Here is a 14,667-nt window from a genome sequence, read left to right on the forward strand (position 1 = left end):
TATCAGTTACGTCATCCCAGCACGTTATAATATTTGCATTGTTCACAAAAACCAGCGTACTTCTTTGCATATTTAAACGTAGACTGACATAATATATTTTTTATAAAAATACTCCTGATTATTATAGGTGCTGGGATGCTGGGAGACGCGAGCCATGATTGACCTTAAACGGCAATCATGGCTTTTTGTTGGCATTTTGTCGGGAAAATTATTGCAACTTCACAACAACGCAAAACCTTGAGACAACAACGGTTACACAACAAAAAAGTACTACCAACAATCAGAATAAATTGACAAAAATATATTAATTTGTTTATTTGCTTGCTATTTCATTGTAATCCATGTTATAGTAAATGAGTAATAAAGTTTTTGATTTTGATTTCTCTTTTCTTGAAGGACACTCAGTACCAATTATTTAAATTACAAAAAAGATTGGTGAGTACACCAAAGGAGAAACATATAATGGAAACAGGCACAGTAAAGTGGTTTAATGGCGATAAGGGTTTTGGATTTATCACACGTGAAAATGGTGATGATGTCTTCGCCCACTTCTCAGCTATTCAAAGCGATGGCTTCAAGACACTTGATGAAGGTCAATCAGTGACTTTCGATGTTGAAAATGGCGATCGCGGTTTGCAAGCCACTAATATCGTTAAAGGTTAATCAATAAAAGCTCACAACAGTGAGTTTTTTTGTTTACACAATTGGTGATAAGAATAAAAAAAGAAACCAAGCTAACAGGTATGTTAGTTTGGTTTTAAAATATATATAGTATAGTAGAAAAACCAGCATATTATTTGCTGGTTTTTGTGTAGCCATTTTGTAGCACTACGCTCGAAAAATAGTGAAAAACAACGAAAACTACTGATAACTCTAAGCAACCAAAAAAACCTTACGTACTAAGGGTTTAAGCGACAAAAAAACCGCTTTACCAACAATCGTGGTAAAGCGGTGAAAATGCGCTGGGGGGGAGTCGAACCCTCGACCTGCCGGGTAGAAACCGGCTGCTCTATCCAGCTGAGCTACCAGCGCAATACAACTAATATCATAGCATAAATGATACGATTGATAAAGAATGAATACGCCTATTTTGTTCATTAGAAATTCATAGTATACTATATACAATGAAGACATGGAGAAGTAACTCATGAGAAAAGCATTTATTGCCCTTGGCGTGATCGTCGTTGTGCTGTTATCCGCATTGTTTATCGCAAATCAGCAACCCAAGTATGCGGGTGTGTCGATGCCAAAATCGGATTATAAGCAATTGCAACGATCACAGCGTGAAATTAAAGATTTCGTGCAAGCGTTGGATCGGTTTGACTATAATAAGCCCAAGACAATGACCGCCATTGAAAACGCCGGCAATGTGATTATTAAAGACAATAGCGAGAACTTGAGTAGTGCTGATGCACAAGCCTTGCGTGATGCTTTCTATGGCGATCAGGGTATTATCACGATTGTGCATGCCGCGCAAAAGGGTCACTACAACATTGATGGTAGTGTGGCGTCACGATTCCATGATAAGTTTGATACGATTATAACGATGTCAGTGAATGCCTTGAATAAGAGTTCAGCGCAACGAGCAGATATCGTCAAGCAAATGAAAACAGATCTTAATATTGAATCAGCCATCTATAAAATTGGTGCAAGAAACGACGAGTAAAAACGACTTGTTGCGTGTGGAGAAGTGGAATGGTTAAAAGAGAAGATGCTCGTGTTTTAAGAACCAAAAAAACGATTGAAGAAGCAACGGTAAGCTTAATTACGAGCCAACCGGATTTTTCAATCACCACACTTTTGAACCGTGCGCAAGTGACGCGGGGTACTTTTTATAAGTACTACAAAAATAAGGAACATTTGATTTCAGAAGTGAATAATAATTTGTTGGTAGAATTTACCCAACATATTCAAGGTCAATTTCGTGTTGCTAAAATGATTCAGGCAATTAGTGCTCGCGCTGCCTTTTATAATGCCGTGTTGAATTTGCATAGTGATGGCATTTACTTTGCCACCTTGATGTCGCGTATGCGTACCCAAATGTTGACGCAGCTCGGCAACTTAGAAGATGAGGCGTATCACCGGCAAATGGTTTATCAGTGGGAAGCTGTCATTGGCGCCTTTTGGGCCTTAATTTCAAAATGGTTGTTAGATAATATGGATTTAGACCAGGTGGCGCTCTTGCAGGAATTCACGGATATTTTACGAGTGAATACCACTGCGGTAAGTCAGACGGGTTTGAATTTGTTTGATTTTGACATGATCAATTGAGATTGTGACGCCCGTTCTTGACGAAATATTTAAGATTTGTTATAATTGAAAAGTTGTTAGCAGAGCTACAACCACTCAGAACAGGTTGAAGTACGCGTCGGACTAGAGCCGGCCCGCCTGGGATGGTGAGTCTAAGTATAAGGAGAATTCAATAATGGCATACGCAGTTATTGTTACAGGCGGCAAGCAATATAAGGTCGCTGAAGGCGACACAATCTTCGTCGAAAAGTTGGATGCAGCTGAAGGTGAAAAGGTAACTTTTGACCAAGTTGTTTTGGTTGATGGCAAGGTTGGAACACCTTTTGTCGACGGTGCAAAGGTTACTGGTACTGTTGAAAAGCAAGGTAAGCAAAAGAAGGTTATCACTTTCAAGTACAAGGCCAAGAAGAACATGCATTCTAAGCAAGGCCACCGCCAACCATATACACGCGTGAAGATTGATTCAATCGCGTAATCATTACTTGTAAAGGAGAAATAGACTTATGTTGATGAATCAAGAAAACTTGCAAATGTTCGCGCACCACAAGGGTGGCGGATCTTCAGCCAACGGTCGTGACTCAGCTGGTCGTCGTCTAGGAACTAAGGTTGCTGACGGACAAGCTTTGAAGGCTGGCTCAATCATTTATCGCCAACGTGGTACACACATCTATCCAGGTGTGAACGTTAAAAAGGGTGGCGATGACACATTGTTTGCTTTGACAGACGGTGTTGTTAAGTTCGAACGTAAGGGTCGTGACAAGCGCCAAGTATCTGTTTACACACGTGAACAATACAACGAAATCTTGGCAGCCGCTAAGTAATTTCGATTAAAAGACACAACCAATTAAGGTTGTGTCTTTTTTATGAGCTTAAATTAATAATTATGAGATTGTGTTATAATAGAAACATCGATTAAATAAAAAGGATGTGTTGCGATATGACGAACTATTTTGAATCACGCATTGCTAAATTACAAAAACTCTTAAAAAAGCTCGATCTCGATGGGTTGGTGGTCTATCAAGGCGCCAACACAAAGTATTTGACAGGGTTTGACGGTGGCACTGGCGATGGTGTGGTCGTGGTTGGTCCCGATCGGGCACGTCTGATTACTGATGCCCGCTATGAAGAAGACTATAAGGATCGCTTGCCTGAAGGGGTCGATTTTATGGTCACGCGGGCGTATTATGAAGCAGCTGCTCAAACAGCGGTTGAATTTGGCATTAAGCGGTTGGGCTTTGAAGCTAGCATGCCTTATGCTGTTTATGATGTGATGGATGAACTCCTACCAGCTGATATCAGCTTTGATGCCGTACCAGAAGCGATTGAAGCGCTTCGTAAAGTTAAAGATGAAGCTGAATTAGCTGCGCTACGCCGTGCAGCGGATGCATCAATTAAGGCCTTTAATGACTTGATGACTTTCATTAAGCCTGGTATGACAGAACGTCAAGTGGCGAATGAGCTGGATCGTTTGCAAAAGTTTTATGGCGCAGAAAAAGCTTCATTTGATACGATTGTGGCATCTGGTTATCGTGCGGCCTTGCCTCATGGGGAAGCCACTGATAAAGTGATTGCACCTGGTGAATTGGTGACGATTGACTTTGGTTACTATGTGGATGACTACACATCAGATATTACCCGGACCATTGCGATTGGCGAAGTGGATGAAGAATTACAAAAAATTTATCATATCGTCAAGCAAGCGAATGAAAATGCCATTGATGTGATTAAGCCAGGTATTTCTGGTAGTGAAGTTGACCGTGTTGCGCGTGAATACATTACTGAACATGGTTATGGCGAGGCATACAACCACTCAACAGGTCATGGTGTAGGCTTGGACATTCATGAAGGTCCAGCGCTAAGTGCACGTTCAAGTGATGAAATGCAAGCTGGTCATTTGCTCACGATTGAACCAGGCATTTACTTAGCTGGTAAGGGTGGCGTACGGATCGAAGACGATGTGATTGTGACACCAACTGGTTATGAAAACTTAACGGCAAGTTTGCCTAAGGACTTGCTGGTGATTGAGGCATAATATGGCAAGTCGGCGATTAGATTTTTTAGTTTTCTATCGTGGTAACTTGGCAACGGGCTTTGACTACGTTTATCTTAAGCGCCATGAAGGGCATGCCTTTTTACAAATTGCTGATAAGACGCAGCCTGTTAAAAATATTACAGATCCAGACTTTGATTTTTACAATCCGCATTTTAATGCGGCTGGTGAGCCGTTCAATTGGCGTTACCGCGAAGACTGGCTCGATATGACTGCACAGTGGGATGATATTGCTGAGACTGCTTGGCAATATCTTGAGACATGGATGACGGCTTACCGTGGCCCTTCTTATCCGGATCCGAGCTTAAATGATGAGTGGGGAGTTAGGTTTAAAGCCCCTGGCGCGCAGGAACGGATTATTTGGGGATTAAACGCCTTTCCAGCAAATTTGCAAGATTTTTCAGATTATTTGTATCAATTGGCGCATTAAGACGTTGCTCAACGCAACGTCTTTTTGCCCATTGTGATAGAAGAGGGACGAGATGAAATTCTTTACGGCTGATACCCATTTTTTTCATCGTGACTTACTGTATGGCGGCTTTTTTGCGCCACGAGATCAATTTGTGACCGTTGACCAAATGAATGACACCATTGTTACCAATTGGAATGCGCGGGTAAAACCAACCGATACGGTGTATCATTTGGGTGATATCATGCTGGCAGTTGATCGACCAACGAAGCAAATGATGGCGGAGATGCTGGTCTATTTGCAACGGCTTAATGGCCGACTGGTGCTGATTAAAGGCAATCACGACACATCAGCGTTTTTAAAATATTTATTGGCGCATAATGACATAGACGACAAGGGACGGCCTAAATTTAGCGTCCATGAAGTCGGCACGCGCATGAAATTTGCCCACTACGAAGTCTTTTTGACACATTATCCGTTGTTATTTGGTTTGACTAAAAATAAGATTAACTTACATGGGCATATTCATCATGCCAGCATCCACCCTAAAGAAAATATTAACGTCGGCATTGATTCACCTGATCGTGATTATTTACCGACGGACAGCGTGTCTTTTGGCGCACCATTAAGTGAGGCAGAAGTAGTCGCAATTATTTTAGGCAAACGACGCGATTATTTACAACGACAATAACATCATGATCGAGAGTAGAAAGGAGACCGATGGCAACTGAAACCATTCATTTATTACACACTAATGATGTACATTCGCACCTTGAAAATTGGCCGCGGATTCAACGTTTTTTGTTAGACGCACAAGCAGCCCCAACAACGCATTATACGTTTGATATTGGCGATGCCATCGATCGCCTACATCCGCTCACTGATGCCACGATGGGTCAGGTAAATGTTGCGCTAATGAACCAGGTGCATTATGATGGCGTGACAATTGGCAATAACGAGGGCTTAGTTTTACCGCATGAGGCGATGGCAACGTTGTATCAAGACGCCAATTTTGATGTGATTTTGAGCAATTTAAAAGCCTCACCAGCAGGCGAACAGCCATCGTGGGCGAAGCCGTATAAAATCATGACCACGCCGGCTGGGACACGGGTGGGGGTCTTTGCCTTAACAGCACCGTATACGTTAACTTATCCAATGCTTGGCTGGTACCCGCAGGCTGTTGACGAAACGATTCAGGCATTGTTACCAACATTGCGGGCACAGGCCGATGTGGTCGTGTTATTATCGCATTTAGGCTTGCCAACTGATGAAAAAATCGGGGCAAAATATCCCATTGACGTTGTGATTGGTGCGCACACCCATCATTTGCTGCCACATGGTAAAATAGTTAATGGAACTTTGCTGGCAGCGGCAGGTCGCTATGGGAACCATGTCGGCGATATTACCTTGACATTGCGTAATCATCAGATTGTGTCCCAACAAGCGCAAGTGACACCGACTTATGAAATGGCAGAAGCTGATGATGATTATTCAGCGGTGCACGGCTGGTTACAGATGGGACAATCACTTTTAAAACAGCGCATTGTGACCCATTTGCCACGTGACATTTCGGCTGATGAGCAGAGTTATGATGCGTTGCGTGCGCTAAAAGCATATTTTAATGTCCCAATTGCCATGGTCTCAACCGGCATGTTTGTGGATGAGTTACCAGCAGGTGAGTTGAGTGACTATGAACTGCTTGAAAGTATGCCACATGCCATCAACCTTATGGTTATGACACTGTCGGGTGATGAGATTAGTCAGTTGGTGACGACCATTAGCGACCAGCAGGCCGAACTGGCGACGTTACCGGTTAAAGGCAGTGGTTTTCGTGGTAAGGTGTTTGGGTATATGCGATTTAGTGGGTTAGATCGTGACAGACACGGTCAAATTTGGCTTGATGGGCACAAGCTTGAACCCGCGCGACAGTATCAAATTGCAACCCTTGACCACTATAAATGGGTACCTTTTTTCCCAGTGATCCAACAAGCACCAGTAACCATTGCGCAGGATCTATTGTTACGCGAACTTATGGGACAGTATTATCAAACAAAATATGCGCATGTTTAAAAATATGAAAGGCGGTTGACAACATGGATCGCGATACTTTGAAAGAACGGACCTTATTACAACAGGCAGAACGTAAACAGGCGTATGCCATTACCCGACAAGGGGATGAAATTGAAATTGACCGCTTAACGCTTGAACTGGTGGAAGATTTTAAGTCAGCATTCGACCTTGATATGCTTGCGGTGCGCTACACGCCATTGTTGGCACAATATGACTATATTGTCGGTGATATTTCCGCTGAACAATTACGGTTGAAGGGTTTTTATCGCAATGATAAAAACGTTGCCAATGATGATAAAATCGAAGCCTTACAAGATTATCTTTATGAATATGTGAACTTTGGGGCGCCGTATTTTGTGCTAGAAAATGTCAATCCACGACCGCTAGAACAAGAAGCGCGGCCTAAAAATGCGAATCGTTCACGGCGTAATCAGCGGCGTAAGTCGAATTCTGAAAAGGAAAAGCGAGTCACAAAACCACCGATTGCTCACAAAACGGCCAAGTCGAATAATAAAAAGCCTGGAAAACGTGCTTTCGTCATTAAACAAAAATAACAGCCATCTCGGCTGTTATTTTTTTGATTAAAAAGACACATAAAAAGCCGCAACCGAAGTTGCGACTTGATATAGCTCGTGAGAGAATCGAACTCTCGATTCCGCCGTGAAAGGGCAGCGTCTTAGCCACTTGACCAACGAGCCCTGGTCAGTAATGTCTGATCTGTATCAGACAACTATATTAGTATACCAACTCGAAAAAAAGTTGTCAACAGGTTAATCAGAAAAAATGTCAACAAATTGAAAAAACCTAGACGCTAGGTCTAGGTTTTGTTATTTAATCAAGTGGGACATCAACAGCCCAACCTTCAGGGCCTTTCTCATCGCCATATTGAATCGCTGTGAGGCGGTCATACAACTTTTGCGTCCATGGCCCAACTTCTGTTTCGGAATAGAAGACGTGCTTTTTACCGTTGTGTGTAATTGAACCAACCGGTGAGATAACAGCAGCGGTCCCCATGGCACCAGCTTCTGCGAATTGATCCAAATCATTGATTGAAATCGTGGTTTCTTCTGCCTTAAGGCCAAGCTCTTCAGCCACAGCCAACAATGAATACTTGGTAACTGATGGCAAGATTGAAGGGGACTTTGGTGTTAAGAAACGCCCATCTTTGGTAATACCAAAGAAGTTAGCTGATCCGAGTTCTTCAATGTTTTCATGCAAACGTGGGTCAAGATAGACCACATCAGAGTAGCCAGCTGCATGCGCTTCATGCCCAGCAAGCATAGAAGCACCGTAGTTACCACCGGCCTTAGCTGCACCTGTACCGCCATGGGCGGCACGATCATAATGATTTGTCACATAAGCGGTTGGCGTCAAACCACCCTTATAGTAGGCACCTACTGGTGTGGCGTAAACTTCAAAGACATAATTGTCAGCAGGATGCACCCCAACCACTGGGCCACCACCAAATTCGAAGGGACGCAGATAAAGCGTCGCACCTGTGCCATAAGGTGGAATAAAGTCTTGGTTTGCTTTGGTGACTTCACGTAACCCACGGAGGAATAATTCTTCAGGGACGGGGGCCATCATCAAACGAGCAGCTGAATCTTGGAATCGCTTGGCATTACGATCAGGGCGGAATAGATTAGCACCACCATCTTTACGCCGATAAACCTTGAGGCCTTCAAAAATATTTTGGCCATAATGAAGGCCAGTGGCTGCTTCATTGACTGGCAAATTTGAGTCCGTTTCGAGACCGCCTTCACTCCATTTGCCATCCTTATAGTAGGCACGGAAACGGTAAGGGAGGTCGTGGTATTCGAAACCAAGTTCAGACCAGTTGAAATCAGAGGGTTGTGCTTTCTTTTGTGACATAATCTATTCTTCTTTCTGATAAAATTATAATAATTCTACTATAACGCGTCATTAAAAATTAAACAACATCTAAATGTAAATCATTTTCACGGGTTTTACCCATTTTCTTAAGCGTATAGTACATTGTCATGCAGGCTACGACAGGGACGACTATACCAAAGACAACGAGTAACAAGAGGCCAGTTGGATTGGTTGAAGCGAGTGCCAATGGGGCAATGAAGCCATTTAAGCCAAGACCGGCGATGGCAAATGGGACTTTCAAATGGAACACACCAACGGCTACCATGGCTGACAAACCAGCGACAACGGCTGGGCCAAACATCAAGACGGGACTCTTTAAGAGGTTAGGGAATTGGACTTTTGGTGTGACAATTGTTTGGGCAAAATTAGCACCAAGATCATTTTGCGTCCAACCCATAGCAGTGTAAACGACGAAGCCAGCTGTTGTGCCGATCATGGCTGCCCCACCAGAAAGCGGATCAAGCATGACAGCGATCGCCAAAGCGGCTGAAGAAGCGGGGGTCATTAAGAAGAGGAACCAAACAAATGAGACGACAAAGGCGCCAAGGAACGGATTAACCTTCATCGTTGAAGCCAATGATTCAGAAACCCAGTTCAAAAATGGTGTGGTCACGGCGGCAGTCCCAAGACCAAAGAAAGTACCGGCCAGTGTTGCAGCCAATGGGACCAACATCATGTCGAGTGGTGTTTTACCAGTTAGCCAGTTACCGACCAAGACGGCTGAAATAGCCGCAAGGACTGCTGAGATGGGTTGTCCTGACGTCATCACCAACGAACCAGCGGGTTGATTGGCTAACCAACCAGTTGCGGTATGGGTGCCAGGCACAACCGTTGTCGTGAAATAAACGGCGTTTGAACCGACCGTTGCTGCAATTAGCGCCGCCCCAGTCGTTAAAATGTTGGCGCGCATCATAATAGCAATGCCTACACCCAGAGCAGGGGCGAGCATTTTTTGCCCCATCAAACCGGCTTGGATGAGTGGTGTGTAGTGGAACAAATTACCTAATGAAGACATCAAGAGGCCCATGCCAAGCACTGCCAAAATGGCATTAGAAATACCGGTTGAGACATCAAAGACAACCTCTCTGGCCGTCTTTGGCTTAGCTTTTTTGTCAGTTAGGGATAGGTCGCTTTCGGCCATTGTTGGGGTTGCATTTGCAGTAAGATCCATGTGATTTTCCTCCGTGGTGGACTGTTGACGTGCGCGCCAACGTAACAGTAGTACAGTGCCATTAAATCAAAAAGAAAAGAGGCGCTAGTTGAATACTAGCGCCTCTAGAAAATGTCGTTTTGAGCAACATTTTTGCGCCAGTCGAGAAACCTTCTCGACTGGTAGCAAAAATAGACCAGCGAGAAGTCACATAATAATGACGGCGTTGATCTTAATGACGTTTGTGAAGTTGTCAGTTGCAAGTAAGTACATCGTTTTATTTCCTTTGATTTGTTGTTTTAAATTATGGCACGAAGTTAATTAAATGTCAACATTTTAATTTAAAACTCATTAAAATCACGCTAACCGTTAGAAAATAATGCGTTATGATAGCACTAGAAAACAGATTGGAGAAAATCAGATGTTACTTTTAGCAGTGAAAGCCATTAGTGAAGAAGATCGTGCTTTTTTGGCCGAACACGATATCGACGTTGTGACGCCAGACACGATTACTGATGCACAAATTTCCGATGTTGTGATTAGCTATGCCTGGGACAATCGCATTGGCGATAAGATACTGGCCCAACCAGACTCAAAATTAAAATGGATCCAGACCCAATCAGCCGGTGTGGATTATTTACCCTTGCAAACGCTTAAAGAACGTGGCATTATCGTGACGAATGCCAGTGGTTTAAAAGCCGAACCGATTGCGCAAACGGTGTTGAGTTATATTTTATATTTTGCCCGTGGCTTAAATGTGTACGCGACCCGACAGCACTGGGAACCGTTTACCGATCAGTATATGGTCAGTGAACTGCCTGTCTTAGTTTTTGGGACTGGTCGCATTGGGCAGCAAATTGCAGCACAAATTAAAGGATTTGGGGGTACTGTTTATGGTGTCAATACGACTGGTCGTGCCGTCCCTGGCTTTGATGAAGTTTATCCGATTACAAATTATCAAGAAGGGCTTTCAAAAGCCCGCGTCGTTGTGGATGGCCTGCCGGGCACAAAAGACACAGAAAACTTCTTTGATGAGTATTTTTTTGAACAAGTGAATGAGTTGTTCCTCTTTGTTAATATTGGCCGTGGCACGACTTTAGATCAAGACGCCTTGTTAGCGGCAATTGATGATTCACGTGTGCGCTTTGCGGCACTTGATGTCACGACCCCCGAGCCTTTGCCAACACACCATCCTTTGTTTGCACGACCACAGATTTTGTTAACGCAGCATACCAGCTGGGGTGAACATGAAAACTATGGCCGGACGGGTGGACTCTTTCGGTTATTTAAGAAAAATGTTCCAGGTTTTGTTGCTGATGGCAGCCTAACTTATAATGTTGTGAATTTAGATAAAGGGTATTAACCGTTGCAAAAAAGTCAAGATGATCACATCCTGGCTTTTTATGTTGGCTGACGCTTTACAATTGTTTACATATTTTAATCATTTAGCTGACTTGGTGTTGACATGGTCTTGTTACGATTAAATCATTAGGAAAGGTAGGGATTTGTATGATTGAGTTGAAACGACTACAAAAAGTCTATGATCAGCAGCAAGAAGCGGTGATTAAAGATGTCACGGTGTCGATTATGCCAGGTGAATTTTTTGTGATGGTTGACCCATCTGGGTCGGGTAAATCAACCCTTTTAAGAATGATTTCTGGCTTAGAACCCATTACTGGTGGTGATTTAATCATTGATGGGGAGCGTATGAATGATTTGCCACCAAAGGCCCGCCATTTGTCCATGGTATTTCAAAACTATGCGCTTTATCCCAATATGACCGTCGCTGATAACATTACTTTTGGGTTAAAAGCCCAGAAGGTAGACAGCGCTACCCAGCTTCAACGGTTATCCGATGCCTTAGAGATGGTCAACATGACAGATTATGCCTATCGCTATCCGCGTGAATTGTCCGGTGGTCAGCGTCAACGCGTGGCCTTAGCGCGAAGTATTGTCTCCGGTGCAGAAATTATTTTAATGGATGAACCGCTCTCCAACCTAGATGCCCAACTACGAGAAAGTATGCGTTATGACATTAAAGCTTTGCAACGTAAGCTCGGCATCACGGTGGTCTACGTTACCCATGATCAAACCGAAGCAATGACGATGGGGGATCGGGTGATGATTTTAAATGATGGGGTGGTACAACAAATTGGTACGCCGATGCAGCTTTATCAGCTCCCAGCCAATACGTTTTTGGACCAGTTCTTCGGGACACCAAAAATGAATGTGCTACCTGGCGTGACGGACTGGCAAAATCATGGGGTCGTTATTGATACGCCCTATGATCCGGATGCTTTGGTTGGTATTCGACCAGAAGCAGCCCGACTCACACCTGAAAATGCGGATGATTTAGCGATTGATTTCTGGGTCACAACGGTGACGCAAATCGGGTCGGAAACCTTATTGTTTGGGACAATTAACGGCCGAGAAGAACCCTTGCAATTTAAAATTGCTGGTCAACATGATCTGACGGCGCAACAATTTATCACGTTGTATGTCCCACGATCAGCACTACACTATTTTGATTTGGCTGGTAAAATGCTCGCCACCGTGGGGGTGTGATATGGCACAAGTAACACCGGCACTTTACCAACAAGCAGGTACCAAGCAACGCTGGCGCCAAGCGCTGAGAATGCATTTGGTGGCCTTGGGTTTTCTCACACCGTCGCTTATTTTTCTTGGCGTCTTCATTTTTTATCCGCTGGTTAAAACCGTTTATTACAGCTTCTTTTTAACCAACGCCTTAGGGGAACCGGTTAAATTTGTTGGTTTTGCAAATTATACGACGATTCTTAAAGATCCGGTCTTTTTGACAAGTTTAGGAGTGACTTTAATATTTGTGGTCGCTGTAACTGGTTGGACCACGATTTGTGCGTTAGCTTTAGCAAATTTGGCTCGTAAGCATTTGCGTGGGACGGTCATTTTTAGAACCTTATTTGCGTCAACCATGGGTGTTTCAGTGTCAGTGGCATCAGTTTTATGGTTATTCTTCTTTCAACCAACCACTGGCGTATCTGACATGATCCTAAACGCCTTACATTTACCACCGATTCACTGGCTGACTGGTAACGTCTGGGCATTGGTAGCTGTGATTTTGACGGTTGTCTGGATGAATATTGGGTTTGCTTTCTTGGCCATTTCTGGTGCGTTAGAAAATGTCCCAACCCATTTATACGAAACGGCTGAAATTGAAGGGATCACACCTTGGCTTAAGTTTCGCTATATTACGCTTCCCCACATTAGTCCCACTGTGTTTTTTGTGGCCACAGTGACGATGATCAATGCCTTCCAGACGTTTGGACAAGTGGATTTATTGACCAAAGGCGGCCCAAATAATCATACGAATTTGATTGTTTATCAGATTTATCGAGATGCTTTTGTGAACCTCAATATTGGCAAAGCCTCAACGGAATCGATTATTTTAACGCTTTTGATTGCGCTGGTGACCATGGCGCAATTTAAACTCACAGAAAAGCGGGTGATGTATCAATGATTATACCAACACAAGAAAAAATCTGGCGTTATACGCTCTTACTATGTCTGTCACTCTTAATTTCTGCACCGGTACTGGTGGGCGTTTGGGTCTCGTTGCTACCAAATACAGCGATTTTAAACGGCCAATACTTGTCAACCGCATTGTCTTTTGATAATTATCGCCAAGCGCTGACACAAACCCCAATTTTGCGATATTTATTCAACTCATTTGTGGTTGCGAGTTTGGTCATGGTCGGACAAGTTGTTTTTTCAGCACTAGCCGCATACGCATTTGTCTTTATCCCATTTAAAGGTAAAAATGTTATCTTTTATGCATTTATTGCAACGATGATGCTCCCGTTTGAAGCACAATTGATTCCAAACTTTCAAACATTACGTTGGTTAGGGTTTTAAAATCATTATGCCGCATTGGCACTGCCATTTTTTGCCACCGCATTTGGCACATTTTTATTGCGACAGGCATTTATGCAGGTGCCCATGGCGTTACGTGAATCAGCGTTAGTTGAAGGTATTGGCCACGGTCACTTTTTATACCGCGCCGTCTTACCTTATGCCAAAACGAGTTTGCTGACCTTGGCAGCGTATTCATTTTTGACGACTTGGAATATGTATCTTTGGCCACTGATCACCAGTTATAGTGATAACGTCCGTACGGTACAAATTGGCCTACGCCAGTTACAGGCGACCGAAGCGGTTAATTCTTGGGGTCTCATCATGGCCAGCGCTATTTTAATGATGATCCCCAGTTTGGTAGTCTTGTTAGTCTCACAAAAAGCCTTTAAATCAGGATTAATTGACGGGGCGGTGAAATCATGATGAAAAAAGTGACCACCATTACCATTGTGTGTCTGACGATACTGGCTGTGATTGTCATCGGCATTACCCATGGCAAGACACCAACAGCCAGTGCGAATCAGCGCACAACCATTGTTTTCTGGCATTCGATGTGTGGCAAACCGGCCGCTGCTTTGAAGCAATTAGTGGCCAAATATAATGCGTCACAAAGCAAATACACGGTTGTACCGGAATATCAAGGCGCCTATACGGAGTCCTTACCAAAATATTTAAACGTGGCGCAATCTTCAGCAGCACCAGCGATTGTGCAAGCCCAAGAAATTGCCACAAGTACGATGTTAGCCACGAAAAGCACGCTACCTATGAATCAGTTATTAACTGCGCAAACAACCGATCAAATTGAAGATAATATTGCGCGCTACTATACTGTCAATCAGCAGCTGCAAGCTATGCCTTTTAATTCATCAACGCCAGTTTTGTATTAGGCAGATTGTAAAATTTAAGTTGAACATTTAAGTGGACAGAAAAACCCATCAAGGTCTTTAATGGTGT

General features: G+C 43.5%; 16 protein-coding genes, 2 tRNA genes, 1 pseudogene and 1 other annotated feature. Of the genes and pseudogenes, 15 read left to right on the top strand and 4 right to left on the bottom strand.

Going from position 1 to position 14,667, the window contains the following annotated elements:
• Positions 1-462 precede the first annotated feature (462 nt).
• Positions 463-663: a cold-shock protein gene (locus IE039_RS06635; protein WP_029509760.1), complete on the top strand. Its 201-nt coding sequence runs from the start codon at positions 463-465 to the stop codon at positions 661-663.
• Positions 664-958: 295 nt separating this feature from the next.
• Here the strand turns inward: IE039_RS06635 and IE039_RS06640 are convergent.
• Positions 959-1,032, bottom strand: a tRNA-Arg gene (locus IE039_RS06640).
• 115 nt (positions 1,033-1,147) lie between these two features.
• Here IE039_RS06640 and IE039_RS06645 point away from each other — a divergent pair.
• From IE039_RS06645 to IE039_RS06685, 9 genes are all read left to right on the top strand, one after another.
• Entirely contained in the window at positions 1,148-1,666 is a 519-nt protein-coding gene (locus IE039_RS06645) for a hypothetical protein (RefSeq protein WP_010004445.1), read from the top strand.
• Positions 1,667-1,695: 29 nt separating this feature from the next.
• The gene (locus IE039_RS06650) at positions 1,696-2,271 is read left to right on the top strand and encodes a TetR/AcrR family transcriptional regulator (RefSeq protein WP_189428933.1); all 576 of its coding nucleotides are present in this window, start codon (positions 1,696-1,698) and stop codon (positions 2,269-2,271) included.
• A gap of 59 nt (positions 2,272-2,330) precedes the next feature.
• Positions 2,331-2,414, top strand: a sequence feature (ribosomal protein L21 leader region).
• A gap of 11 nt (positions 2,415-2,425) precedes the next feature.
• Positions 2,426-2,725: a 50S ribosomal protein L21 gene (rplU, locus tag IE039_RS06655; RefSeq protein ID WP_010000601.1), complete on the top strand. Its 300-nt coding sequence runs from the start codon at positions 2,426-2,428 to the stop codon at positions 2,723-2,725.
• A 28-nt stretch (positions 2,726-2,753) separates the two neighbouring features.
• Positions 2,754-3,071, top strand: coding sequence for a 50S ribosomal protein L27 (gene rpmA, locus IE039_RS06660; RefSeq protein ID WP_010000600.1), 318 nt, complete (start codon positions 2,754-2,756; stop codon positions 3,069-3,071).
• Positions 3,072-3,187: 116 nt separating this feature from the next.
• Positions 3,188-4,282: a M24 family metallopeptidase gene (locus IE039_RS06665; RefSeq protein ID WP_010004909.1), complete on the top strand. Its 1,095-nt coding sequence runs from the start codon at positions 3,188-3,190 to the stop codon at positions 4,280-4,282.
• 1 nt (position 4,283) lies between these two features.
• On the top strand, positions 4,284-4,730 hold the full coding sequence (locus IE039_RS06670) for a hypothetical protein (protein WP_029509813.1): 447 nt from the start codon (positions 4,284-4,286) through the stop codon (positions 4,728-4,730).
• A gap of 52 nt (positions 4,731-4,782) precedes the next feature.
• The gene (locus IE039_RS06675) at positions 4,783-5,400 is read left to right on the top strand and encodes a metallophosphoesterase family protein (RefSeq protein ID WP_010002523.1); all 618 of its coding nucleotides are present in this window, start codon (positions 4,783-4,785) and stop codon (positions 5,398-5,400) included.
• Between the two features lie 29 nt (positions 5,401-5,429).
• The gene (locus IE039_RS06680; RefSeq protein ID WP_189428934.1) at positions 5,430-6,779 is read left to right on the top strand and encodes a bifunctional metallophosphatase/5'-nucleotidase; all 1,350 of its coding nucleotides are present in this window, start codon (positions 5,430-5,432) and stop codon (positions 6,777-6,779) included.
• Between the two features lie 23 nt (positions 6,780-6,802).
• Positions 6,803-7,333: a YutD family protein gene (locus IE039_RS06685; protein WP_010004442.1), complete on the top strand. Its 531-nt coding sequence runs from the start codon at positions 6,803-6,805 to the stop codon at positions 7,331-7,333.
• A 72-nt stretch (positions 7,334-7,405) separates the two neighbouring features.
• Here IE039_RS06685 and IE039_RS06690 read toward each other — a convergent pair.
• The 3 genes from IE039_RS06690 to IE039_RS06700 all read right to left on the bottom strand — a co-directional run bounded on the left by IE039_RS06690 (position 7,406) and on the right by IE039_RS06700 (position 9,843).
• Positions 7,406-7,477: transfer RNA gene (locus IE039_RS06690), tRNA-Glu, on the bottom strand.
• Between the two features lie 133 nt (positions 7,478-7,610).
• On the bottom strand, positions 7,611-8,651 hold the full coding sequence (locus IE039_RS06695) for a branched-chain amino acid aminotransferase (RefSeq protein ID WP_029509817.1): 1,041 nt from the start codon (positions 8,649-8,651) through the stop codon (positions 7,611-7,613).
• Positions 8,652-8,709: 58 nt separating this feature from the next.
• Positions 8,710-9,843 carry a PTS sugar transporter subunit IIC gene (locus IE039_RS06700; RefSeq protein ID WP_189428935.1) on the bottom strand — a complete coding sequence of 378 codons (1,134 nt, stop codon included), beginning with the start codon at positions 9,841-9,843 and terminating at the stop codon, positions 8,710-8,712.
• A gap of 400 nt (positions 9,844-10,243) precedes the next feature.
• Here IE039_RS06700 and IE039_RS06705 point away from each other — a divergent pair, with 400 nt between their 5' ends.
• The 5 genes and pseudogenes from IE039_RS06705 (at position 10,244) to IE039_RS06725 (ending at position 14,600) form a co-directional block, all read left to right on the top strand.
• A complete protein-coding gene (locus IE039_RS06705) occupies positions 10,244-11,185 on the top strand; it encodes an NAD(P)-dependent oxidoreductase (RefSeq protein ID WP_010003576.1) in 942 nt (313 codons plus the stop codon).
• A gap of 146 nt (positions 11,186-11,331) precedes the next feature.
• Positions 11,332-12,387 (top strand): ABC transporter ATP-binding protein, encoded by a 1,056-nt coding sequence (locus tag IE039_RS06710; protein ID WP_010003575.1) that lies wholly within the window; start codon positions 11,332-11,334, stop codon positions 12,385-12,387.
• 1 nt (position 12,388) lies between these two features.
• Positions 12,389-13,318, top strand: coding sequence for a carbohydrate ABC transporter permease (locus IE039_RS06715; RefSeq protein WP_010003574.1), 930 nt, complete (start codon positions 12,389-12,391; stop codon positions 13,316-13,318).
• Positions 13,315-14,136: pseudogene (locus IE039_RS06720) on the top strand (carbohydrate ABC transporter permease). Before IE039_RS06715 ends, IE039_RS06720 begins: the two are co-directional and overlap by 4 nt.
• Entirely contained in the window at positions 14,133-14,600 is a 468-nt protein-coding gene (locus tag IE039_RS06725) for an extracellular solute-binding protein (RefSeq protein ID WP_010003570.1), read from the top strand. The pseudogene IE039_RS06720 and the gene IE039_RS06725 overlap by 4 nt, the downstream one beginning before the upstream one ends.
• The last annotated feature ends 67 nt before the right edge of the window (positions 14,601-14,667 follow it).

Source organism: Leuconostoc lactis KCTC 3528 = DSM 20202 (assembly GCF_014651235.1).
Classification (GTDB): domain Bacteria; phylum Bacillota; class Bacilli; order Lactobacillales; family Lactobacillaceae; genus Leuconostoc; species Leuconostoc lactis.

Coding starts and splice junctions, on each gene's coding strand:
- IE039_RS06635 (WP_029509760.1), top strand. CDS start 463: ATGGAAACAGGCACAGTAAAGTGGTTTAATGGCGATAAGGGTTTTGGA.
- IE039_RS06645 (WP_010004445.1), top strand. CDS start 1,148: ATGAGAAAAGCATTTATTGCCCTTGGCGTGATCGTCGTTGTGCTGTTA.
- IE039_RS06650 (WP_189428933.1), top strand. CDS start 1,696: ATGGTTAAAAGAGAAGATGCTCGTGTTTTAAGAACCAAAAAAACGATT.
- rplU (WP_010000601.1), top strand. CDS start 2,426: ATGGCATACGCAGTTATTGTTACAGGCGGCAAGCAATATAAGGTCGCT.
- rpmA (WP_010000600.1), top strand. CDS start 2,754: ATGTTGATGAATCAAGAAAACTTGCAAATGTTCGCGCACCACAAGGGT.
- IE039_RS06665 (WP_010004909.1), top strand. CDS start 3,188: ATGACGAACTATTTTGAATCACGCATTGCTAAATTACAAAAACTCTTA.
- IE039_RS06670 (WP_029509813.1), top strand. CDS start 4,284: ATGGCAAGTCGGCGATTAGATTTTTTAGTTTTCTATCGTGGTAACTTG.
- IE039_RS06675 (WP_010002523.1), top strand. CDS start 4,783: ATGAAATTCTTTACGGCTGATACCCATTTTTTTCATCGTGACTTACTG.
- IE039_RS06680 (WP_189428934.1), top strand. CDS start 5,430: ATGGCAACTGAAACCATTCATTTATTACACACTAATGATGTACATTCG.
- IE039_RS06685 (WP_010004442.1), top strand. CDS start 6,803: ATGGATCGCGATACTTTGAAAGAACGGACCTTATTACAACAGGCAGAA.
- IE039_RS06695 (WP_029509817.1), bottom strand. CDS start 8,651: ATGTCACAAAAGAAAGCACAACCCTCTGATTTCAACTGGTCTGAACTT.
- IE039_RS06700 (WP_189428935.1), bottom strand. CDS start 9,843: ATGGATCTTACTGCAAATGCAACCCCAACAATGGCCGAAAGCGACCTA.
- IE039_RS06705 (WP_010003576.1), top strand. CDS start 10,244: ATGTTACTTTTAGCAGTGAAAGCCATTAGTGAAGAAGATCGTGCTTTT.
- IE039_RS06710 (WP_010003575.1), top strand. CDS start 11,332: ATGATTGAGTTGAAACGACTACAAAAAGTCTATGATCAGCAGCAAGAA.
- IE039_RS06715 (WP_010003574.1), top strand. CDS start 12,389: ATGGCACAAGTAACACCGGCACTTTACCAACAAGCAGGTACCAAGCAA.
- IE039_RS06725 (WP_010003570.1), top strand. CDS start 14,133: ATGATGAAAAAAGTGACCACCATTACCATTGTGTGTCTGACGATACTG.